This is a genomic window from Stenotrophomonas sp. SMYL86, assembly GCF_036320025.1.
GTDB classification, from domain to species: domain Bacteria; phylum Pseudomonadota; class Gammaproteobacteria; order Xanthomonadales; family Xanthomonadaceae; genus Stenotrophomonas; species Stenotrophomonas maltophilia_A.
Genome location: NZ_JAWIRU010000001.1, coordinates 215282 through 235395, shown reverse-complemented (window position 1 = coordinate 235395; position 20114 = coordinate 215282). Strand labels below are relative to the sequence as shown.

Sequence of the window (20114 nt, the reverse complement as noted above, 5' to 3'; positions counted from 1 at the left end):
CGGTCAGGACGACCGGCACCGTCGCCTGTCAGCCGCCCTGCCCGTGCTGGGCAAACGGCTCGGTGGTGCCATCGTTGCGCACCAGTTCAACGGTGTACGGCTGGACGTAGCCATCCGGCATTTCCATGCCCGGCGAACCGGCCGGCATGCCCGGCAACACCAGCCCACGCGCGGCCGGCCGCTCGGCCAGCAGTCGCTTGATGTCCTCGGCCGGGATGTGGCCTTCAACCACGTAACCACCGATCTCGGCGGTGTGGCAGGAGGCCTTGCCGACCGGCACACCCAGCCGGACCTTGATCGGGTTCATGTCATCGGTATTGCGCACATCCACCTGGAAGCCTTCGGCCTTCAGGTGGTCGACCCATATGCCGCAGCAGCCACAGCTGGCGGTCTTGTGCACGATGGCGATGGGCAGTGCCGGATCCACCTGCGACGGGCTGGCCTTGCTCGGTGCCGCCGGGGCTTCGCTGGCAACCGGCGCAGCAGGCGATTCTTCGGCAGCACGCGCGCAGGCGGTGGTGGCCAGCACGGTGCCCAGCAGCAGGCCGAGGGAGAGAGAACGGTTCATGGTGTTGATTCCTTTGCAGATGCGGGCAACGCGGCCCGCTGCCTGCGCATCGAAGGCACAGGCAGAGTCGAGAATGAGTCGAGTAGCTACGGCAGGCGCTTGAGGCCTGCAGGAAATCACACGATGGGCGGCCGTAACGGATCCGGCAACGGCGGCGGTGCGCGTTGCTGGGCGCTGGCTGGCAAAGGCGCCTCACGCCAGGGTGACGCTGGCGTTCCGCTCAGGGTGGCCAGCATGCCGAGGCTGGCCGGCGGGCATTCGCACTCATTGCTCTGGCAGACCGTTGATGCTGCCTCGTCGCAGCATCCGGCCATGGCCGCCGAATGCGGTGCGGCGCAATGGTCCGCGCTGGACTGCGCCGCGTACGAGGATGAGGCAATCGCAAGCGCCGGTGCGTTCAGCACCAGGGCAAGGAGGAGCATCCATCGCAGCAGCAGGCCAGGCAGGTTCACCGGACGATGATAGCCGATGAACGCATCACGCAATCGCCTCGGCCATCGCCCGCATCCTTACCGGAATCGACTTGGCCGCTGGGGTACCGCTGACCCGGTCGTAGTAGTCCAGCGGCAACAACGGGTTCAGTTCCGGGTAGTAACCGGCCAGGGCGCCGCGCGGCATCGGGTAGTCCAGCACGGTCAGGCCTTCGATGCGCCGCTGCACGCCATCGCCGCTGATCGTCTCCAGGCAGACCAACGCCTCCTTCTCCAGCCCGCGCGCCAGCCGGTCCTCGATGTTCATGAACAGCACCATGCGATCGTTGTACACGCCACGATAGCGGTCGTTGTAGCTGTAGATGGTGGTGTTGTACTGATCGTGCGAGCGCACCGTGGCCAACCGCAGCATGTCCGGGTCATGTACGGGATCGTCCACGTCCAGGCCTGGCATCACCAGGATGTTGGCCTTGCCGTTGGGCGTGGGCCACACCCGGCGGCGCGGTGGAATGTCCAGATGGAAGCCGTGCGGTTGCTGGATGCGCTCGTTGAAGCCGGTGTAGATCTCCGGGTACACCGCCGCGATCAGCTCGCGGATGGGTGCGTAGTCATGCATGCACCCGGCCCAGTCGACCTTGCTGTGCGGCAATGTAGCCATCGCCATGCGGCAGACGATCTCGACCTCCGGCAGCACGTCCGTGCTGACCGGCTCGAGCACGCCGCGCGAAGCGGTCACGTTCGACATCGCGTCTTCGATGGTGACGAACTGCTCGCCGGCAGGCGTAACGATGCGCTCCGAACGCGCGACCACCGGCAGGATCAAGGCATCGCGGCCATGCACCAGGTGACCCCGATTGAGTTTGGTGGCGATGCCCACCGTCAGCTCCAGGCCGCGCATGGCCTCGTACGCGCGCGGCGTATCGGGCACGGCGTGGATGAAGTTGCCGCCCATACCGATGAACACCTTGGCGCTGCCGTCCAGCATCGCCTCGATCGATTCGACCACGTGATGACCGTGCTCGCGCGGCGGATCGAAGCCGAACACCTGCTGCACGCGGTCCAGATAGGCCGGCTTGGGTTTCTCGTCGATGCCGACGGTACGGTCGCCCTGCACGTTGGAATGGCCACGGATCGGCCCGATGCCGGCACCGGGCTTGCCGAAGTTGCCACGCAGCAACAGCAGGTTGGCCACCTGCTGCAGCAGGGTCGAACCATACTGATGCTGGGTCAGGCCCATGCCATAGCAGATCACCGTGGCCTTGGAGCGGATGTAGATCTCGGCGCAGCGGCGGATCTGCGCCTGGGTGATGCCGGAGACCTCCACGATCTCGTCCCAGTCCTGCGCCAGCACGTCTTCGCGTAGCGCCTCCAGGCCCACCGTGTGTTCTGACAGGAACTCATGGTCAAGCACGCGCTCGCCCTGCGCTTCGCGCTCGAACATCACCTTCATCATGCCCTTGATCAGGGCCAGGTCGCCGCCGATGCGGATGTGCACGAACTCACTGGTGATCTCGGTCGACCGAACGTGGCCATCTGCACCATGTCCTGCGGTTCGGCGAAACGGATCAGCGCACGCTCGGGCATCGGGTTGACCGCCACGATCGGGATGCCGCGTTTGCGCGCCTCGACCAGGTTGCTCATCATCCGCGGCGAGTTGGTGCCAGTGTTCTGGCCGATCACGAAGATCGCCTCGGCGTGCTCGAAATCCTGCAGCACGATGGTGCCCTTGCCCACGCCGATGGCCGGCGGCAGGCCGCGACTGGTCGGCTCGTGGCACATGTTCGAGCAGTCCGGGAAATTGTTGGTGCCGAACTCGCGCACGAAGATCGAATACAGGAACGCGGCTTCGTTGGGCGTGCGGCCGGAGGTGTAGAACTCAGCCTGGTGCGGGCTGTCCAGCGCCTGCAGATGACGGCCAATCAAGGCAAACGCCTCGTCCCAGCTGCACGGCACGTAATGATCGGTGGACGCGTCGTAGCGCATCGGCTCGGTCAGCCGGCCCTGCATCTCAAGCCAGTAGTCGGTCTGCGCCATCAGCTCGGTGACCGTGTGCTGGGCGAACAGCTCGCGGCCGGCACGGAACTGGGTGGCTTCCCAGGCCAACGCCTTGGCACCGTTCTCGCAGAATTCCAGCTTCTTGCGTTCGTCGGCATCGGGGAACGCACAGCTGGGGCACTTGAAGCCACCGGGCTGGTTCATTGCCAGCAGCGCCTTCGAGCCCTTGCCGATCACACTCTGCTGCAACAGCACCTTGGCCGTGGCACCGGCGGCACCCCAGCCACCGGCCGGCTGGTTGTAGGGCTTGTAACGCGGCGGCTTCTGCTCGGACATGTTCGGGAACCTGGCGGGAGGAACACAACAATCAACGGCGCGAGACGGGCCGAATGCGGCTTCTGCAGCGCGGCCAGCCCCGCAGTCAAGCACGGACAAGGCCGCTTCGCCAGAGGCAAACGCTGTTTTCAGCGCAGCCTGCCATGACAACGGTTACACCCGCGTCAGCGCCCGGCCACTGCGCTATTCTCGAAGCCGTGGGTGGTCCACCACCTGCGTATTTCCCTTGCCCGGACGCGCTGCATGCCTGACTCGACCCCGCCGCACACCCCGCCTGCCGGCACGGCCCAGCGCCCGTTGCAGCGCTGGCGCAGCGAGGGGCACCAGCAGCAGGTCGACGTGGTGGCCGAGGAAGTACCGGTTGCACTGCGCTACAACGGGGCCGCCTTCGCAGTGATGATGGCCACGCCCTGCGACCTGGAAGACTTCGCGCTGGGTTTCTCGCTCAGCGAGGGGCTGATCACTACGCCCTCGCAACTGCTGTCGATCGAGGTCCGCCCGCAGCTGGAGGGCATCGAACTGCAGATGACCGTTTCCGAAGACGCACCCGGTGCCGATCTGGATCCGGCCAATGGCCGCCTGCTGCCCGGTCGCGGTGGCTGCGGCCTGTGCGGCACGCGCCAGCTGGAGGATGTGCTGCGCCCGCTGCCGCAGATCCGCGAGCGCCGCACCTATCCGCATGCCGCATTGCAGCGGGCGCTGGCCACGCTGGCGCAGCATCAGCCGATGAATGCGGCGAGTGGATCGACGCACGCCGCGGCCTGGGCCGATGCCAGCGGGCGGATTGGCTGGGTGCGCGAGGATGTGGGCCGTCACAATGCGTTGGACAAACTGATCGGCGCCCTCCATCACAACGAGCACGCCATCGACGGTGGGTTGCTGGTGATTTCCAGCCGCGCCAGCTATGAGATGGTCAGCAAGGCGATACGTGCGGGTGCCAGCGTGCTGGCAGCGGTGTCTGCGCCGACCGCGCTGGCGATCGACCTGGCCCGCAGTGCCGGACTGTGCCTGGTCGGATTCGCGCGGGAGAGCGGGTTCAATGTGTATACGCACCCCGAGCGGCTGCAGGCGGACGACAGGTAGCGCCGACCACCCCGTCTGCTCCATTTCGACCGGCCCGGGCGGCCCATTGCCACCCGGGCCAGACCGTACCTCAGCGCAGCGCCACCTTCGGGAAGTCCACCTGCACGTCGAGCGCCACGTTGACGTAGTTGGTAAACAGGTTGAGCGCCACATGGGCAAGGATCTCGACGATCTGCTCGTCATCGAAGCCGGCTGCGCGCAACGCCTGCACATCACTGTCGGCGATCTGCGCACGTTGCTCGACCACCTTCAGCGCGAAGTCGAGCGCCGCCGAAGTGGCCGGATCGCTGGACTGGCCGATCTGCGCGGCAGCCATCTGCTCGCTGCTGGCGCCGGCCTTGCGACCCAGCGCCGTGTGCGCGGCCAGGCAGTATTCGCAGGCATTGCGGTTGGCGATGGCGACGGCGATCTGCTCGCCCAGCAGCGGCGACAGGCGACCGCCGCCCAGTGCGCCGAACGAGCCCCACATGCTCTGCAGGGCGGCCGGCGAATTGGCCACCGCGCGGAACATGGCCGGGGTGGCACCGAAGGCGGCGTGGACCTGGCCCAGCAGGGCCTGGCGGTCGGCGGTGGTGTTGGCGGCATCGATCAGGGGGACACGGGACATGGTGGATCTCCTTGGGAAAGCGCCCGGGATTGGACGACCCGCTCATCCTAGGTAGACTTATTGGACGAATCAGGCCGTATCAGCCACATCTTTTGTCCATACGTCCATGAGCATTTCCCTCGACACCACCGCGCCCGACCGCCTCTCCTCTCTGCTGGAACGCTTCCGGGTGCAGGCCGCGCTGTTCCACAGCGGTCCGCTGTGCGGGCGCCATGTCTTCGAGCCGCAGCCCGGTCGTGCGTTCCTGCACATCCTGCGCCAGGGTGAGATGGAGGTCCGCCATCCCGATGGCGATACCGCGCTGCCTCGGTTGAAGATCGACACCCCGAGCCTGCTGCTGTACCCGCAGCCACTGCACCACGTGTTCTTCAATGCGCCGCTGGATGGCCCCGACTTCACCTGCGCCACGCTCGACTTCGATGGTGGCGCGCGCAACCCTATCGTGCAGTCGCTACCGCCGGTGATGGTGGTGCCGCTGGCCGCGATCGACGAGCTGGACGACACCCTGCATCTACTGTTCACCGAGGCCGACCGCCAACGCTGCGGTTCGCGGCTGCTGACCAACCGCCTGTTCGAGGTGGCGTTGATCCAGATCCTGCGCTGGGTGGTGGATCATCCCGATGCGGCCGGGGTCAGCCACGGGCTGATGCGCGGGCTGTCCGATGCGCGGCTGGCACGTACGCTGGTGGCGATGCACCAGGCGCCGCAGGACGAATGGACGCTGCCGCGCATGGCGTCGACCGCCGGCATGTCGCGTAGCGCGTTCGCAGCCGTGTTCAAGGAGGTGATGCAGGCGACGCCGGCAAGCTATCTGCTCGACTGGCGGCTGAGCCTCGCCTGCGCGCAGCTGCGGGCGGGCGTGGCGGTCAAGCAGGTGGCGATCGAGGTGGGGTTTGCCGATACCGCGTCGTTGTCGAAGGCGTTCCGCAAGCGGTTGGGGGCTTCGCCCAGGGCGTGGTTGGCGGCGACCGCAGCACAGGCTGGGTAAATGGATGAGGGGTAGAGTCGACTGTCAGTCGGCTGTCGCGCGAAGCGCGGGGTTTTCGTGGTCGGAGCGAAGAGCAGTCGAGCATGGCTCGACTCTACAAGGGCGGTGACCCGTCGGGCTTCGCCAGCAGCCCGGCGATCCGCTCCGCCACCTGGGCGCGCACGCTTTCATCCAGCTGCCCTTCGTACATCGCCTCGTAGATCCACAGGCCATCGGCGGCCAGCCGCGCCACGAAGTTGTCGAGCGCGGCCGGGTCATTCTGTCCGGCCGACGGCGGCAACGGCGCCCAGCGCCGCACAGCCGGTCCCCACGGACGCTCATCGGCGTCCGGGTCGGCCGATTCAAGCATGAACATCAGTTCGGCACGGGTGGCGCTCTGCGCCGAGACGCGCACGAAGGTCTGGTAGCGCTCCAGCGCAGATGCTTCCTCCGCACGCTTGCCCAACAGCGTTTCCATCGACGTCTCCCAGGCCTGCACCAGATGCTCGTCGATGCCGCGCAGCAACGCTTCGCGCGACGGGAAGTGATACAGCAGGCCGCCACGGGTCAGCTTGGCCTCGGCGGCCACCGACTCGAAGGTCACCGCGCGCACGCCGTCACGATTGATCACGTTGACGGCGGCGTCGAGGATGCGGTCGCGCTTGCTGGTTCTCATCGCGTCATTTTACGCGATCGGCCGCACCCTCGCGGCCACCGACGCGCCCCCGCAGCAGGCGCGCGATGATCGCCGCACCCACTGCCAGCACCACCGTGATCACCAGCAGCACGATCTGGTAGCCGCGGTCATACGCGGCCGCAGCCAGCGCGAACCACTTGCCCTGCCCGCTTTCGCGTGCGGCATGCAGCGCCTGCGTGAAGCCCTCTCGGGCAAGCTCGGGCATGTCGGCCGAGACCGGCAGGAAGGCACCGTACATTGCCGCGCTCAGGCTGCCCAGCATCGCCACCGCCAGCAGGCCACCGAATTCGTAGGACACCTCTTCAACCGACGAGGCCATGCCTGCGCGGTGTGCCGGCACATTGTTGAGGATGGCAGTGGACGCCACCGAGATGGCCGAGCCCATGCCGAAACCGGTGATCGCCATGCCGGCCACCACCCAACCGAGGCCGTGCGGGAAGCCGAACGCCACAACACCGACACCCACGGCGCCAGCCGCCAGGCCACCACAGATCAGCGGACGCAGGCCCACGCGGTGCAGGATGCTGCCACCCAGCAGCGCACTGGGCAGGCTGCCCAGCGCCGCCACCGATACCAGCAGGCCTGCCTGCAGCGGTGTGAAGCCCGCCACCAGCTGGAAACGCTGGGTGGTAACCAGCTGCAGGCCGGCCATCGCGAACAGGGTGAACACCGCCGACAGCGTGCCGGCCAGGAACGCCGGATTGCGGAAGATCGCGAAGTCCAGCAACGGGTACGGCAACTGCTGCTGGCGACGTGCGAACGCCGCGCCGCTGATGACGGCCAGCAACAGCGCACCGGCACCCAGCGCATACGACGGCGGCGTAGCGATCAGTGACTTGATCGCCAGCACCAGGCCGGACAGCGCCGCCAATGCCAGCAACGAAGACACCAGATCCCACGGCCGCGAGGTATCGCGCTGGCCTTCCGGCGCCAGCAGCAGCGTGGCCACGAAGGCTACCACCACCACCGGCACGTTGATCAGGAACACCGAGCCCCACCAGAAGTGCTGCAGCAGCCAGCCGCCGATGATCGGACCCAGCGCTGCACCGACGATGGCCACCGAGCCCCAGATCGCGATGGCGATGTTGCGCTCTCTCTCTTCGTGGAAGCTCAGGCCGATCAACGCCAACGTGGCCGGCATCATCGCGGCCGCGCCGATCGCCAGGAACGCGCGCGCGGCAATCAGCTGCGCCGCTGTACCAGCGAACGCCGCTGCCAGCGATGCGATGCCGAACACCACCAGGCCGATCAGGAACATGCGGCGGTGGCCGATGCGGTCGCCCAGCGTGCCCGCGCCCAGCAGCAGGCCGGCCATCACCAGCGGATAGGCGTTGATGATCCACAGTGCCTGGCCGGCACTGGCCGAGAGTTCCTCGGTCAGGGTGGGTAGTGCGGTGTAGAGCACGGAGTTGTCGAGCGTAACCAGCAGCAGGCCGGCGGCGACGGTGAACAACAGCGCCCAGCGACGGGCACGCGACAGGGCCGGAGCACCGGCCAGGGGCTGGGACAAAGCCATGGGAGAACCTGGTGGGGGTGGAATACGGTCATAACTATACCGGATGTCCTGTACAGTTATGACCTTCGGAATCCACCAGTTCAGGGTCTGTAGGGGCAAGTCTGCTTGGCTGAACCGCCAGCCAGGCCTGGCCTGGCTCTACTGGTAAACGCTTATCGGCAGTCTTCCGGCAGCGCGGCAATCGCCGACACCACCGCACCCTGCATGCCCTGCCCCACGGCCATGTCCAGTTCCCCGCCCGTTCCCCCATGCTGGCGCCGCAGTTCGTCCTCGCACAGGCCGCGCACCCGCGCACGGGCATTCGCGCGCAGGCTGCTGCATCGCCAATCGGTGCCACCCAGCGGCAGCACCGAATACACCACGCTGTTGCAGGCGTTGCCTGCCCGCTGCTGCAGCGACAGTCCGCCGAAATCCCGCGGCTCGCTGCTGCGCTGCGGGTCGAAATAGCTGTCCGGGAAGGTGCGCGCGTACTGCTCGATGTCCACGGCCATGCTGCGTCCACCGGCCAGCGGCATCTGCAGCGGCTGGCCACAGCGCGTGGCGTCGGCACGATGCTGGATGTACTGGTAGATCGGCCGGTCCAACGAGGGATCCTGCTGGGTCACCGCACTGACCGCCGCCAGCACCGGCAACGATGCACGATTGGCCATGCGCGCCAGCAGCCCTGCCTGCGCCGGCTGGCAGCGGTCGCGCAGGGTGGCCGCGAGCAGGAACAGTACGTCGTTGCGAAAGGCATGGTCATCACCCAGGCGCTGTTCGATGCGCTGGCGGGCATCGGACGAAGGCGGCGGAAATGCGATCGCGGGTGGCGCGATGGGTGCAGCCTGCCGCTGCCACCACACCAGCAGCGCAACCACCACCAGCAAGGCTGCTGCAACGATGATCCAGCGCGCACGCATCAGTTGTGGATCGCCGTCAGCGTCGCCGCTGCGGCGTCGTAGGATGCGCTGGCGATATCCGCATCGAAGCGCTTGACCTGCAGGCGACCGGCCAACCGGTACGGATCCCACAGGTCGCCCAGTGCGATCGGCGTGGCCAGGGTCACATGGATGATCTGGTTCGGCGGCGGTGGCGGCACATGGATGCAGGCCCCGTAGAACGGCACGAACAACAGTTCGTCGACCAGTCCTGCGTCGTTGGTGCCCAGCGGCACCACGTAGCCATCGAGGTCAACGGCGCGGCCATCGGCAGTTTCGACCACCTGCGATGAACCGAACTGCTTGGCGCGATCGGGGCTGGAATGGTCGATCTCCTGCCCCGGTGGCGTGCCCGAGCCGGTGTCGTCGATCAGCCCGCCCACCCCGTCCATGCCATTGCGTGACAGGCCGATCTGCGGCGGCGGACGTTGGTAGGTCACTTCGTCGGGCCGCAGTGCATCCCAGCGGTCGATGGGCGCTTCGGTCGTGGCCGGCTGCGCCGCTGGCGGTGCCGCGGTGACGGTCGCGGTGCCCCCACCCGCCTGCGTACACCCCAGCAAGCCCAGGCAGCAGGTCAGTCCGATCAGGACGCTACGGTTCATACGGTCTCAGCTGCGCATCGCGCATGGTGTAGGCGGAACCGGCCAGATCATCGTCCAGCCGTTCGGCACGCAGGGTCCCGGCCAGGAAGAACGGCGAATACATGTCCGGCATCTCGATCGGGCGCGGCAGCACCACGTGCACGATCTGGTTCGGCGGTGGCGGCGGCACATGGATGCAGGCGCCGTAGTACGGCACGAACAGGAATTCGGTCAGCCGCCCGTCCTGCGCGTTGGCCAGCGGCACCACGTAACCCGGCAAGCGCACCGGCCGCTGCAATACGGTGTCAACGGTGCGGAACGTACCAAACTGCGGCATGCGCCGGTTGCCGTTGTGCTCGACCTCCGGCCCCTCGCCGCGCTCCAGCGCCGCCAGTTCTTCCTTCGGCATCATCTGCAACCAGTCCAGTTCCTGTTCCTCGGCAGCTGCCGGGGCATCGCGATCGATCACCGGCGACGGTGTCAGCGCCTGCACGCCGGTATCGACCGGGCGTTCGCAGGCGGTCAGCACGAGCAAGATTGGCAACAGCGGCAACCAGCGCATGCTCAGCCCCCGGGTGACAGGCCATCGGCCAGCGTGCGCCGATAGGCCAGCAGCGCCGGTACCAGGCCGGCCACCGCGCTGATCGCCAGCACACCCGCCACCCACGTCAGTTCGCGGCCATCCGGCCACACATGGGTGATCGACAGGCCAAAGCTGGCCAGCGCCCAGCCACGCCCGGCAATGCTGGCGGCCACCAGTGCGGCCAGTGCGAGCACGCAGGCAAGCGCGCTGGTCGCCACCGCCTCCACCACCAGCAGGCTGGCGATATAGCCCGGGCGTGCACCGATCGCACGCAGCACGGCCATCTCGCGCCGGCGCTCCTGCAGTGTCGAGACCAGCAGCGCCACCAGCGAGACCATGCCCAGCAGCACCACCATTGCACTGATCAGCTGCAGTGCCCGCTCGGCGGTGCCCAGTGACTGCCACAGCTGCTGCAACGTCACGCCGGGCAGGATCGCCAGCATCGCCTCGTCCGGGTACTCGTTGATCCTGCGCTGTACCGAGAACGTGGCGATGCGCGAATTCAGGCCGAGCATGAAGGCGGTGATGCTGGTCGGGGTCAGGTCCAGATGGCGCGCCTGCTCGGCGCTGACACTCTGGCTGCGCAGCTGCACGCCGGAGCGCCAGTCGACGTGGATCGCCTCGATGGCCGGCAGCGAGACCAGCACCGAGGAATCGACCGGCGTGCCGGTGCGCTGCAGGATGCCGGCCACGCGGAACGGTTTGTCGGCGTGCGTGGCCAGCGTGACTGCGCCGGTGCCGTGCGCCAGCACGATCTCATCGCCGATGCCGACCTTCTGTGCGTGCGCCACCTCTGCGCCGATCACGGCGTCGTACAGATCGTCGAACGGCCGCCCCTGCGCAAACGCCAGCGCATGCCCCGCGCCGTAACGATAGTGCTCGAAGTAGCCGCCACTGGTGCCGACCACCCGGTAGCCGCGCCACGAATCGCCCAGCGACAATGGCACCGCCCACTTCACCTGCGGCAGCGAGGACAGCTCCTGGTAGGACTGCCAGGACACGTTGTTGGTCGGGTCGCCGATGTGGAACACCGAATACAGCAGCAGGTTCACCGGCCCTGATCGCGCGCCGACGATCAGGTCGGTGCCTGAGACGGTGCTGGCGAAACCTTCATGCGCCTGCGCGCGCACGCGCTCGACACCGAGCAGCAGCACCACGCTGAGGGTGATCACCAGCACGGTGAGGCTGACGCTCAATGCGCGGCTGCGCAGGCTGGCCCAGGCAAGCTCAAGCATGGGTGCCACCTGCGTGGTTGATCTCGGAAAGTGAAATGGTGCGGTCGAATAACGGCTGCAGGCTTTCATCGTGGCTGACCACCAGAACCGTGGTACCGGCGGCCCGGCACTGTGCGGACATCAGCTGCAGGAAGGCGGTCGCGGCTTGGCGATCCAGCGCCGAGGTCGGCTCGTCGGCCAGCAGCACCGCCGGCCGGCCGATCAGCGCACGTGCAGCGGCCACGCGTTGCTGCTGGCCGACACTGAGCGTACCCGCGCGCCGCTGCATCAGCTCGGGATTGAGCTGCAGGGCCTGCAGCAGGCGGACGATCTCGGCATCCAGCGGCCCACTGATGCGCGCGCTGCGCAGGCGCGAAAAGCGCAGGCCCAGCGCGATGTTGTCGCGTACGCTGAGAAACTGCAGCAGATTGAACTGCTGGAAAATCACGCCCAGGTGATCGGCACGGAAACGATCCCGCGCCGCACCTCTCATGCCCTGCAACGCCTGACCGGCCACCTCGACACCGCCCTTGCCGGGCATCAGCACACCCGCCAGCAGGCCCAGCAGGGTGCTCTTGCCGCCACCACTCACTCCACGCAACAGCACGCTGCTGCCCTGCTCGATCCACAACTTCGGAATGTCCAGCACCAGCCGCATGTCGTAGCCGAACTGCACGTCTTCCAACGCAATCACCGGTGCTGCGCTCACGGAGCCAGCACCACGCGCAGATTGTCCGGGGTCAGCACACTGCGGTTCTGGCCATTTGCGGTTGCGCTGTTGACGATGACTTCGTGCAGGCCTGGGAACAGCACGGGAAGGCGTAAGACGATGGCGCGCAGCTCGGCAGGTTTGGCACAGTGGTACTGCAGCGTTGCGCTGAAACCTGCGTGCCGATGCTGCCCTGGCGGCGGCGCGGCGGCCGTCGCGTCGAAGCCCTCTGCATCGGCTTTACCGCTGGCCAGACGGCAGCCTGCCGCGGTGGGCAAAGTAACCCAGCTGCCACCCTTCAGCACTGCCGTAGCCCGTCCCAGCGCGGCCTGCTCGGCTGCATTGGCCGGCGGTCGCTCGAAATCAAGAATGCCGATACCCGGTGCCTGCACGGCGAACTCCAGCGTTCCCTGGTCGAGTGCCAGATCAACAGTGGCCTGGCCGTGCACGTGTGGCGCGTGCTGGCGGACGTCGTGTGCCTGGGCCGCGTTGGCAGCCAGCAGCAGGAAAAGAGCAGCAGGAAGCTTCATGGGGGAGACTCCAATTGTTACTATGTAACATAATGGACCACATCCCCCCGACCCCTGCAAGGGCTCTGGCCCAGCCGCCAACTTCGGCACGCTGGCATCCCCGTTTCGATCTGGCCGGCGCCTGGCTGTCGCTGGCCTGCGCCGCCCATTGCATCGCCCTGCCACTGCTGCTGGCCTTCGTGCCAGCGGCAATGATGGCGCTGCGCTCGTTCCAGCACCCCGGCCACGGTGTGATGACGCTGCTGTTGATGATGTCGCGCTGGGAATGGTTGTTTGCATTGATGGCCTCGACGCTGGCGCTGGCCAGTACCACGGCCGGGCTGTACCGGCATGGGCGCTGGCTGCCGATGCGGCTGGCCGTGGTTGGCGCGATCCTGCTGGTGTCGGCGTCGCTGTACCTGCCGTTGAAGGAATCGCTGCTCTGGCATGGCGTGGCCACCGCCTGCGGTGGCGTGCTGCTGGCATGCGCGCACATCGGCAACCGGCGGGCATTGCACCAGCACCGGTAGCGTTCCGAAGATGCCGGCCAGCGGCCGGCACTACCGTTTCGTTGGAAGCGCGGGCCGTCTGCGCCGCACCACCACCGGTAGCGCCGGCCGCTGGCCGGCGCTCGGCCCGCCTCCTCAGAAGCGGTAGCCCACTTCCGCGCCGAAGATCCGCGGGCTGTCCACCGGGCCGTAGTAGTTACCGTCGCGCCCGAAGGCCAGGTTGTCGAAGATCAGGCCGTTGATGCGGCGCTTGTTGGTCAGGTTCTGCACGAACACCCGCGCGCTCCACGGCCCGGTCTCGTAGCCCAGCTGCGCACCGAGCACGGCCACTGCGGGCTGGAACGCGCGGTTGCGTTCATCCAGTGCACTGGAGCCGGTGAACTGCGATTCCAGCCGTGCATGGATGCCGGAGTCGAACTGATAGCGCGCCGCCAGATAGCCAGTGTAGTGAGGGGTCAGCTTGACCCGCTTGCCATCCAGGTTCTGGTCCACGCTGACCCACAGCTTGGTGTACTTCGCATCGACGTAGCCCACATTCGCCATCAGGGTGAAACCCGGCAGCACTTCAAACACGCCCTCCAGCTCGGCACCACGCGAACGGATCGAGGCATCCGAACCTACGTAGTCCGACGAGATCGGGCGGCCGTTGGCATCGGTGGCCACCTGGATCTCCTGCCAGTTGTCCGAGGTGATGTGGAACAGCGCGCCGCCGATGTGGCCACGACCGCCGGCCAGGTTCATCTTGAAGCCCAGCTCATGGCTCCACATGCGCTCGGACTCGTAGCGCAGCACCTTGTCGTTGACCACATCGCTCTGCGCCGCAGCCAGATTGAAGCCACCCGGAATGTAGCCCTTGGCCGAGGCCGCGTAGAAGGACAGGTCGTCAGTGGCGTCGTAGCGCAGCGACACCCGCGGCAGCGTGGCCGAGAAGGTATGTGCCAGCGCGGCATCGCGGTACAGCACGCGGCCACCGGCGCCCAGATCCAGCGCACCGGCACGCTGTTCGGTGGAGCGCCGTGCCTGCTCATGGCGCAGGCCGGCGCTGGCCGTCAGCTTCGGCACCGCCGGGAAGGTATAGCTGGCGGTGGCGAAGGCGCTGTAGTCCTCGCCCTTGGAGGTCTGCCGCGGTGCCAGGTTGTAGCTGTCCAGCCCATGCAGCGCCGGTCCGACGAAAGTGCCGAGGATCGAATCCTTGCTGTTGCGGTAGGTCGACACACCGGCCATCCAGGTCAGCGCCTGGTCGCTGGGCGAGCTGAAGCGCGCCTCGGCCGTCCATTCCTTCTTCCTGTCGTAGATGCGGCCGGCCAATGCCGGGCTGTTGGTCATGTCGAAGTCGTAGCCCGCCGAGGTCACCTCCTCGTCCCGCCAGGAAGCGGCCACGTCCAGCGTGCCGGCCTGCAGCTGCCATTGCGCACTGAGGCCGCCCACCGTTTCGTCCTTTTCGGTGCGCTTGGGGGCATCGTTGATGTAGGTGAAGTCACCGGCACGGCGGCCGCCATTGAGCGATGTGCCGTAGGTGCGGTTGTAGAGGCCGGTATCCAGCGGCAGGTATTCATACTCGAACATGCCCGGCGCGCGGGTGCGCAGATGATAGGCCAGCGCGTTCACCGAAACGTAATCGCTCGGCCGCCAGCGCAGCTTGCCCTGCAGGTAGCCTTCGCCGACCTTGCCGCGCGCACCGGAAGGTGTGAGGTTCTTCAGGTAGGCGTCCTCATCGGAGCCCATGAACGCCACCGAGCCGGACAGGCTGCCCGTCTTGTTCAGCGGCCCTGCCAGGAAGCCATCGAGAGCGGTGCCATTGCCGTTGCCGAACCAGGTGCTGCGCACATTGATCTCGCCCTCGCGTGCATCAGCCGGGCCGCGTGTGCGCACCAGTACCAGGCCGGATTCGCTGTTGGCGCCGTACAGCGTGCCCTGCGGGCCGCGCAGCACCTCCACCGACTCCACCTGGTTGAGCACGGCATTGCTCAGTTCGCGGAACGGGATGCCGTCGATGTAGACCGAGGCGCGGTTGACCAGGAACGGATTGGACTCGATGCCGCGGATCGAGATGAACATGTTGCTGAGCTGGCCCATCGCATTGAACTTCACGTTGGGCGCGAGCTTGTCGAGGTCACGGAACTCGGTGACGCCCGCTTCTTTCAGCGCCTGCCTGTCGAGCACCGTCACCGACAGATCGCTCTTCAGGTATGGGGTATCGCGCTTGGAACCGGTGACGCGGACACCGTCGAGCGTGGCCGGGTCGGCCTGCTGGGCAAGGGCGGGCAAGGCAGGAACGAGCAGGGATGCTGCGATGAGCGCGGCAGCAGGCGTGGACGACTTCAAAGCGGGAACCTCGACGGATGGAGTGGCGGACGCGCGGGCGGCGGCAGCGCGGGACAAGAGTGTTATCCTGTAACATTCGCGTCCTGCCGCCACTCCATTTCCGGCAGCGCCGCTCCATTCCCGGATCCGTGATGCCCGCCCTCGCCGACCAGCTGCTGCAGGAAACCCGGTCGCAGGCCCCTGCGGCCTACGCCAGCCACGATGGTGCGGTGGTGCTGCTGCGCCATCGCTTCGATGCCAGCGAAGGTGAGATGGGACATCCGCAGCAACTGCGCCTGGGCCTGGCCGTGGGCGGCGGCGGTCGGCTGCAGCAGCACACCCTCAGCGGTCTTCTGCAGGCGCCGTGGCGGCCCGGCCAGTTCAATCTGGTGCTGCCGGGAGACACCGGCACCTATGCCAGCCCCGCGGTCGATCTGCTCGGCATCGCCATCGATACCCACCTGCATCCGCAGGATCCGCAGCAGTTGCAACAGCTGCAGCCGCTGGCGGCGCGGCTGCACCACGACCCGGTGATTACTTCGGTGCTGCAGGCGCTGTGGTGCAGCGCGCAGGCTGATGTTTGCCTGCCCGGCTTCCTCGAGCATGGCGCGCAGGTGCTGCTGCACCGCCTGGGTCAGCTTGCCGGTCAGCCGCGCCAGGCGCGTGGCACGGTGTCCCCACTGTCGGCACGACGGTTGCGGCAACTGGAGGCCTACATCGATGCGCAACACGGCCAGGCGCTGACCGTTCCACAGCTGGCCGCTGCAGTGCAGATGGAGGCCGCGACGTTCGGCCGCGCGCTGCGTGCGGCCACTGGCCTGCCGCCCTTTGCCTTCCTGACCCAGCACCGCATGCAGCGGGCGCGCGCCGAACTCGCGCAGGGCCGGCGTGTCACCGACGTTGCCCTGGCCAGCGGATATGCCAATCCCAGCAAGTTCAGCGCGGCGTTCCGGCGTGTGGTCGGTTGTTCGCCGTCAGCATGGATCGCGCAGTCACGGGCCCGGTAGTGCCGGCCGCTGGCCGGCCGCCAACATTACAAACTGGTAATGTCCAGGTCAGGGCCTCGAAAGGCGGTGGACGTCACCCTGCAGGCCACTTCCTCATCGGTGATCCGCATATGACCCGCTCCCTGTTCCGCGTCGCCCCGCTCGCCCTGCTGCTGTCCGGCCTTTCGGCCCCGCCGCTGGCGCTGGCCCATCCCAGCCTGGTGCGTTCGACGCCAGCGGCCGATGCCACCGTGGCCCCGGCCAGCCAGATCGAGCTGCAGTTCAGTGAGAAGGTGATGCCGCGTGCCACCCGCATCGAACTGAGCATGGACCACGGCCGCATGAAGATGGCGATGCCAACCACGGCGCAGGAGATCTCCGAGGACGGCCACACCCTGCGCGCGCGCTTTGCCAAGCCGCTGCCCGCCGGCAGTTACGCGCTGCAGTGGCGCGCGGTCGGCCAGGACAGCCATCCGATCACCGGCACCTACCGCTTCACCGTGAAGTAAGGCCGCTGCTGTGGCCGAGCTTTCGCCGTATGCGCTGCGGCTGGCGCTGTATCTGGCCCTGATGCTGCTGTTCGGGCGGATGCTGTTCGTCCGCCCCGGACTGCCGCGCAGCGTCTCGCTGGCCCTCGTTCTGGTGGCACTGGTGCTGGTCGGCATCGATGTGGTCACCCGTTTGTCCGGCGTACTTGGCATATCACCGGTCGACATCGATGGCGAGACAGCGCGCTGGTTTCTTACCGGTACGCCGGTGGGCGAGGCGGGACTGCTGCGCATCCTGGCCCTGCTGGCAATGCTGCCGCTGCTGGCAGTCAATCGCCCGGTACAGGGCCTGCGCCGCCCCGCACTGCTGGCACTCTCGACGGTGACCCTGGCCAGCCTCGCCTGGAACGGCCACGCCGCTGCTGGCGATGGGGTCGCTGGCCGGCTGCGTCTTGCTGCCGGCATCGTGCACCTGCTGGCGGCCGGTGCCTGGATCGGTGCGATCGCCGCCATCGTACAGTTGGCACTGCGGCGGCAAGGGCCGAGCCTGCGCGAGCGCACCCACGAACTATGGCAGGCCGCGCACGGCTTCGCCCTGCCCGGCACGATCATCGTCGCCCTGCTGGCGATGACCGGCACCTATACCTATGTCGATCTCGGCGGTTCCATACAGACCCTGACCGGCGCCGCGCATGGACGCTGGCTGCTGCTCAAGCTGGCACTGGTGGGTGGCATGCTGGGCCTGGCCGCGCTGCATCGCTGGCGGCTGGTGCCGGCGCTGGCGGTCTCCATCCGGGGTGGCTGGCAGCCCAGGCCGCTGCGTTCACTGCGCCACAGCCTGGCCTGCGAATCGGTACTGGCGCTGCTGGTGCTGGCCTGTGTCGCGATTCTCGGCACGCTGGATCCGCTGGCATGAGACTGCGCAGCCAGCCCACGCCCAAGCTGCGATGATGGGCGCACCATGAAACTGCTGATCGTCGAAGACGAACCCAAGACCGGCAACTACCTGCGCCAGGGCCTGATCGAGGCCGGCTACGTGGTCGATCTCGCCTGCAACGGCGTCGACGGGCTGCACCTGGCCGGTAGCGGCGAGTACCAGCTGGTCATCCTCGATGTGATGCTGCCCGGCCTGGATGGCTGGAATGTGCTGTCGCGGCTGCGCGAGGCCGGCTGGCAGGTGCCGGTACTGTTCCTGACCGCGCGCAGCAGCATCGCCGACCGCGTGCAGGGCCTGGAGCTTGGGGCCGATGATTACCTGGGCAAGCCGTTCGCCTTCGCCGAACTGCTGGCACGCGTGCGCACGCTGCTGCGCCGTGGCCAGGCGCTGCCGCAGGCCGAACGCATCGTCATCGCCGACCTGGTGGTGGATACCCAGCGCCGCCGGGTGGAGCGTGGCGGCCAGCGCATCGCGCTCAGCCAGAAGGAGTACACCCTGCTGGAACTTCTGGCGCGGCGGCGCGGTGAAGTACTGCCGCGCTCGTTGATCGCCTCGCAGGTGTGGGACATGAACTTCGACAGCGACACCAATGTGATCGACGTGGCGATCCGCCGCCTGCGCGCGAAGATCGACGATGACTTCGACGCCAAGCTCATCGTCACCGTGCGCGGCATGGGCTACGTGCTCGAAGCTCCAGACGACGGCGCTGTAAGCAACGGATGAGCCTGCGCCGTTCCATCGCGGTGCGGCTGACGCTGCTGTTCGCCATCGTGGCCACGCTGGTGCTGGCCGCATTGGGCGTGGCCATCTATGTCAGCGCCCGCCATGACCTTGTTGCCCAGGGCTTCATCGAACTGGAGAACAAGGTTGCGTTGATCCGCGATATTGCTGGCAATGGGCCCGCCGCCGCACGCGGCCCGCGGTTGGCAGAGGCGCTCAGCCATCATCCCGATATCGCCTTCCACATCGTCAATGGCCACGGAGCCGTGCTGTTCTCGACCGCACCTGCACTGCTGCGCGAGCACGCACGCAGCCAGCCCATCGATACCACCCCGCGTCGGCACGACTGGATTCTCGATGATGGTCGCTGCATGCATGCCCTGCACCTGCGGCAGACCCTGGCCGACGGCAGCCAGCTGGTCACCCTGCTGGCCATCAATGACGACCGCCATGCCGATTTCCTGCAGCGCTTCCGCCATCTTCTGGCGATCGCCATCATCGGCGCCGCCGTGGCCAGCAGCCTGCTCGGCGGCTACGTAGTGCGACGCACGCTGCGACCGCTGCGCACGTTGGCCGATGAAGCCCGGCAGATCACCGCCGGTCGATTGCAGCGGCGTCTGAGCGCGCGCACGGCACCGGCCGAACTGGAACAGCTGGCACAGACACTCAACGGCATGCTGGCGCGCCTGCAGCAGGACTTCGCGCGCCTGACCGAGTTCTCTGGTGATCTGGCCCATGAGCTGCGCACGCCGATCACCAACATGCTGACCCAGGTACAGGTGGTGCTGGCCCACCCGCGCAGCAACGAGGCCTACCGCGAGACGCTGGCGTCGTGTGCCGAGGAGCTGCAGCAGCTGGCGCAGACCGTAGGCGACCTGCTGTACCTGGCGCAGGCCGAAGCGCCGGGGGCACTGCCTTCGCGTGAGCCGGTAGCGCTGGATGCGGTGGTGGATTCGCTGCTGGAGTTCTATGACCTGCTGGCCGAGGACCGGCACTTGACCCTGCGCAGCGACGGCGTGGCGAGCGTGGAAGGCAACCGTCTGATGCTGCACCGGGCGATCGCCAATCTGCTGTCGAATGCGTTGAAGCACGCAGCCGTGGGCAGCGAGGTGCGGGTGCAGCTGGTCGAGCGCGATGGCGTGTGCAGGGTCAGCGTGCACAACCTCGGCCCGCCGATTGCCGAAGCAGCACTGCCGCGCCTGTTCGATCGCTTCTATCGCGGCGAGCGTGGCCGCCACGAAGGTGCCGGACTGGGCCTGGCGATCACCCGTGCGATTGCACAGGCGCATGGCGGAACGGTAAGCGTGACCTCCGATGAAACCGGCACCGTGTTCGAGCTGGTGCTGCCAAGCGCATCAGCCCGGTAGTGGGGGGGGGGGGGGGGGGGGGGGGGGGGGGGGGCGGGCGGGGGGGGGGGGGGGGGGGGGGGGGGGGGCGGGGCGCGGGGGGGGCGGCGG

Annotated in this window: 20 protein-coding genes and 1 pseudogene; 8 read left to right on the top strand and 13 right to left on the bottom strand. The window is 67.4% G+C overall.

The features are described 5' to 3' along the window. Nucleotides 1-28 precede the first annotated feature (28 nt). From V3B64_RS01055 to V3B64_RS01045, 3 genes and pseudogenes are all read right to left on the bottom strand, one after another. Complete coding sequence (locus V3B64_RS01055) at nucleotides 29-568, bottom strand: DUF411 domain-containing protein (protein ID WP_329913393.1); 540 nt, start codon at nucleotides 566-568, stop codon at nucleotides 29-31. Nucleotides 569-684: 116 nt separating this feature from the next. Next, entirely contained in the window at nucleotides 685-1020 is a 336-nt protein-coding gene (locus tag V3B64_RS01050) for a hypothetical protein (RefSeq protein WP_080355387.1), read from the bottom strand. A 25-nt stretch (nucleotides 1021-1045) separates the two neighbouring features. Beyond that, nucleotides 1046-3330 (bottom strand): annotated as a pseudogene (locus tag V3B64_RS01045) (FdhF/YdeP family oxidoreductase). Between the two features lie 243 nt (nucleotides 3331-3573). Between V3B64_RS01045 and fdhD the strand changes: the two are divergent. Further along, nucleotides 3574-4413: a formate dehydrogenase accessory sulfurtransferase FdhD gene (gene fdhD, locus V3B64_RS01040; RefSeq protein ID WP_329913392.1), complete on the top strand. Its 840-nt coding sequence runs from the start codon at nucleotides 3574-3576 to the stop codon at nucleotides 4411-4413. Between the two features lie 70 nt (nucleotides 4414-4483). Here fdhD and V3B64_RS01035 read toward each other — a convergent pair whose 3' ends face one another. Next, entirely contained in the window at nucleotides 4484-5020 is a 537-nt protein-coding gene (locus V3B64_RS01035) for a peroxidase-related enzyme (RefSeq protein WP_329913391.1), read from the bottom strand. 106 nt (nucleotides 5021-5126) lie between these two features. Here V3B64_RS01035 and V3B64_RS01030 point away from each other — a divergent pair, with 106 nt between their 5' ends. Next, on the top strand, nucleotides 5127-6008 hold the full coding sequence (locus tag V3B64_RS01030) for an AraC family transcriptional regulator (RefSeq protein WP_329913390.1): 882 nt from the start codon (nucleotides 5127-5129) through the stop codon (nucleotides 6006-6008). Nucleotides 6009-6102: 94 nt separating this feature from the next. On the opposite strand, the gene V3B64_RS01025 is transcribed toward V3B64_RS01030, so the two are convergent. The 8 genes from V3B64_RS01025 to V3B64_RS00990 all read right to left on the bottom strand — a co-directional run bounded on the left by V3B64_RS01025 (nucleotide 6103) and on the right by V3B64_RS00990 (nucleotide 12734). Continuing rightward, nucleotides 6103-6663 carry a TetR family transcriptional regulator gene (locus tag V3B64_RS01025; RefSeq protein ID WP_110712473.1) on the bottom strand — a complete coding sequence of 187 codons (561 nt, stop codon included), beginning with the start codon at nucleotides 6661-6663 and terminating at the stop codon, nucleotides 6103-6105. A gap of 4 nt (nucleotides 6664-6667) precedes the next feature. Continuing rightward, a complete protein-coding gene (locus tag V3B64_RS01020; RefSeq protein ID WP_329913389.1) occupies nucleotides 6668-8200 on the bottom strand; it encodes an MFS transporter in 1533 nt (510 codons plus the stop codon). Nucleotides 8201-8352: 152 nt separating this feature from the next. Next, a complete protein-coding gene (locus V3B64_RS01015) occupies nucleotides 8353-9099 on the bottom strand; it encodes a hypothetical protein (RefSeq protein WP_329913388.1) in 747 nt (248 codons plus the stop codon). Further along, nucleotides 9099-9719, bottom strand: coding sequence for a DUF3299 domain-containing protein (locus V3B64_RS01010; protein ID WP_329913387.1), 621 nt, complete (start codon nucleotides 9717-9719; stop codon nucleotides 9099-9101). Before V3B64_RS01010 ends, V3B64_RS01015 begins: the two co-directional genes overlap by 1 nt. Beyond that, the gene (locus V3B64_RS01005; protein WP_032129459.1) at nucleotides 9709-10260 is read right to left on the bottom strand and encodes a DUF3299 domain-containing protein; all 552 of its coding nucleotides are present in this window, start codon (nucleotides 10258-10260) and stop codon (nucleotides 9709-9711) included. The genes V3B64_RS01010 and V3B64_RS01005 overlap by 11 nt, the downstream gene beginning before the upstream one ends. 2 nt (nucleotides 10261-10262) lie before the next feature. Continuing rightward, nucleotides 10263-11516, bottom strand: a complete 1254-nt coding sequence (locus V3B64_RS01000) for an ABC transporter permease (RefSeq protein WP_329913386.1) — start codon at nucleotides 11514-11516, stop codon at nucleotides 10263-10265. Then, nucleotides 11509-12204, bottom strand: a complete 696-nt coding sequence (locus tag V3B64_RS00995; RefSeq protein ID WP_329913385.1) for an ATP-binding cassette domain-containing protein — start codon at nucleotides 12202-12204, stop codon at nucleotides 11509-11511. The genes V3B64_RS01000 and V3B64_RS00995 overlap by 8 nt, the downstream gene beginning before the upstream one ends. Further along, nucleotides 12201-12734, bottom strand: coding sequence for a DUF2796 domain-containing protein (locus V3B64_RS00990; RefSeq protein ID WP_121503409.1), 534 nt, complete (start codon nucleotides 12732-12734; stop codon nucleotides 12201-12203). Before V3B64_RS00990 ends, V3B64_RS00995 begins: the two co-directional genes overlap by 4 nt. 32 nt (nucleotides 12735-12766) lie before the next feature. On the opposite strand from V3B64_RS00990, the gene V3B64_RS00985 reads away from it, so the two are divergent. Beyond that, nucleotides 12767-13243: a MerC domain-containing protein gene (locus V3B64_RS00985; protein ID WP_182266165.1), complete on the top strand. Its 477-nt coding sequence runs from the start codon at nucleotides 12767-12769 to the stop codon at nucleotides 13241-13243. 114 nt (nucleotides 13244-13357) lie between these two features. On the opposite strand, the gene V3B64_RS00980 is transcribed toward V3B64_RS00985, so the two are convergent. Then, nucleotides 13358-15490 (bottom strand): TonB-dependent receptor, encoded by a 2133-nt coding sequence (locus V3B64_RS00980; RefSeq protein WP_329913384.1) that lies wholly within the window; start codon nucleotides 15488-15490, stop codon nucleotides 13358-13360. Between the two features lie 188 nt (nucleotides 15491-15678). On the opposite strand from V3B64_RS00980, the gene V3B64_RS00975 reads away from it, so the two are divergent. The 5 genes from V3B64_RS00975 to V3B64_RS00955 all read left to right on the top strand — a co-directional run bounded on the left by V3B64_RS00975 (nucleotide 15679) and on the right by V3B64_RS00955 (nucleotide 20024). Continuing rightward, the gene (locus V3B64_RS00975; protein WP_329913383.1) at nucleotides 15679-16533 is read left to right on the top strand and encodes an AraC family transcriptional regulator; all 855 of its coding nucleotides are present in this window, start codon (nucleotides 15679-15681) and stop codon (nucleotides 16531-16533) included. Nucleotides 16534-16643: 110 nt separating this feature from the next. Then, complete coding sequence (gene copC / locus V3B64_RS00970) at nucleotides 16644-17021, top strand: copper homeostasis periplasmic binding protein CopC (RefSeq protein WP_329913382.1); 378 nt, start codon at nucleotides 16644-16646, stop codon at nucleotides 17019-17021. A 10-nt stretch (nucleotides 17022-17031) separates the two neighbouring features. Beyond that, nucleotides 17032-17916: a copper homeostasis membrane protein CopD gene (copD, locus tag V3B64_RS00965; protein ID WP_279912154.1), complete on the top strand. Its 885-nt coding sequence runs from the start codon at nucleotides 17032-17034 to the stop codon at nucleotides 17914-17916. A gap of 45 nt (nucleotides 17917-17961) precedes the next feature. Next, nucleotides 17962-18660 (top strand): heavy metal response regulator transcription factor, encoded by a 699-nt coding sequence (locus V3B64_RS00960; RefSeq protein ID WP_277778327.1) that lies wholly within the window; start codon nucleotides 17962-17964, stop codon nucleotides 18658-18660. Continuing rightward, on the top strand, nucleotides 18657-20024 hold the full coding sequence (locus tag V3B64_RS00955; protein ID WP_329913381.1) for a heavy metal sensor histidine kinase: 1368 nt from the start codon (nucleotides 18657-18659) through the stop codon (nucleotides 20022-20024). The genes V3B64_RS00960 and V3B64_RS00955 overlap by 4 nt, the downstream gene beginning before the upstream one ends. The last annotated feature ends 90 nt before the right edge of the window (nucleotides 20025-20114 follow it).

Excerpts from the sequence above, each read along its gene's own strand:
- V3B64_RS01055 (WP_329913393.1), bottom strand. The coding sequence starts at position 568 with ATGAACCGTTCTCTCTCCCTCGGCCTGCTGCTGGGCACCGTGCTGGCC.
- fdhD (WP_329913392.1), top strand. The coding sequence starts at position 3,574 with ATGCCTGACTCGACCCCGCCGCACACCCCGCCTGCCGGCACGGCCCAG.
- V3B64_RS01035 (WP_329913391.1), bottom strand. The coding sequence starts at position 5,020 with ATGTCCCGTGTCCCCCTGATCGATGCCGCCAACACCACCGCCGACCGC.
- V3B64_RS01030 (WP_329913390.1), top strand. The coding sequence starts at position 5,127 with ATGAGCATTTCCCTCGACACCACCGCGCCCGACCGCCTCTCCTCTCTG.
- V3B64_RS01025 (WP_110712473.1), bottom strand. The coding sequence starts at position 6,663 with ATGAGAACCAGCAAGCGCGACCGCATCCTCGACGCCGCCGTCAACGTG.
- V3B64_RS01020 (WP_329913389.1), bottom strand. The coding sequence starts at position 8,200 with ATGGCTTTGTCCCAGCCCCTGGCCGGTGCTCCGGCCCTGTCGCGTGCC.
- V3B64_RS01015 (WP_329913388.1), bottom strand. The coding sequence starts at position 9,099 with ATGCGTGCGCGCTGGATCATCGTTGCAGCAGCCTTGCTGGTGGTGGTT.
- V3B64_RS01010 (WP_329913387.1), bottom strand. The coding sequence starts at position 9,719 with ATGAACCGTAGCGTCCTGATCGGACTGACCTGCTGCCTGGGCTTGCTG.
- V3B64_RS01005 (WP_032129459.1), bottom strand. The coding sequence starts at position 10,260 with ATGCGCTGGTTGCCGCTGTTGCCAATCTTGCTCGTGCTGACCGCCTGC.
- V3B64_RS01000 (WP_329913386.1), bottom strand. The coding sequence starts at position 11,516 with ATGCTTGAGCTTGCCTGGGCCAGCCTGCGCAGCCGCGCATTGAGCGTC.
- V3B64_RS00990 (WP_121503409.1), bottom strand. The coding sequence starts at position 12,734 with ATGAAGCTTCCTGCTGCTCTTTTCCTGCTGCTGGCTGCCAACGCGGCC.
- V3B64_RS00985 (WP_182266165.1), top strand. The coding sequence starts at position 12,767 with ATGGACCACATCCCCCCGACCCCTGCAAGGGCTCTGGCCCAGCCGCCA.
- V3B64_RS00975 (WP_329913383.1), top strand. The coding sequence starts at position 15,679 with ATGCCCGCCCTCGCCGACCAGCTGCTGCAGGAAACCCGGTCGCAGGCC.
- copC (WP_329913382.1), top strand. The coding sequence starts at position 16,644 with ATGACCCGCTCCCTGTTCCGCGTCGCCCCGCTCGCCCTGCTGCTGTCC.
- V3B64_RS00960 (WP_277778327.1), top strand. The coding sequence starts at position 17,962 with ATGAAACTGCTGATCGTCGAAGACGAACCCAAGACCGGCAACTACCTG.
- V3B64_RS00955 (WP_329913381.1), top strand. The coding sequence starts at position 18,657 with ATGAGCCTGCGCCGTTCCATCGCGGTGCGGCTGACGCTGCTGTTCGCC.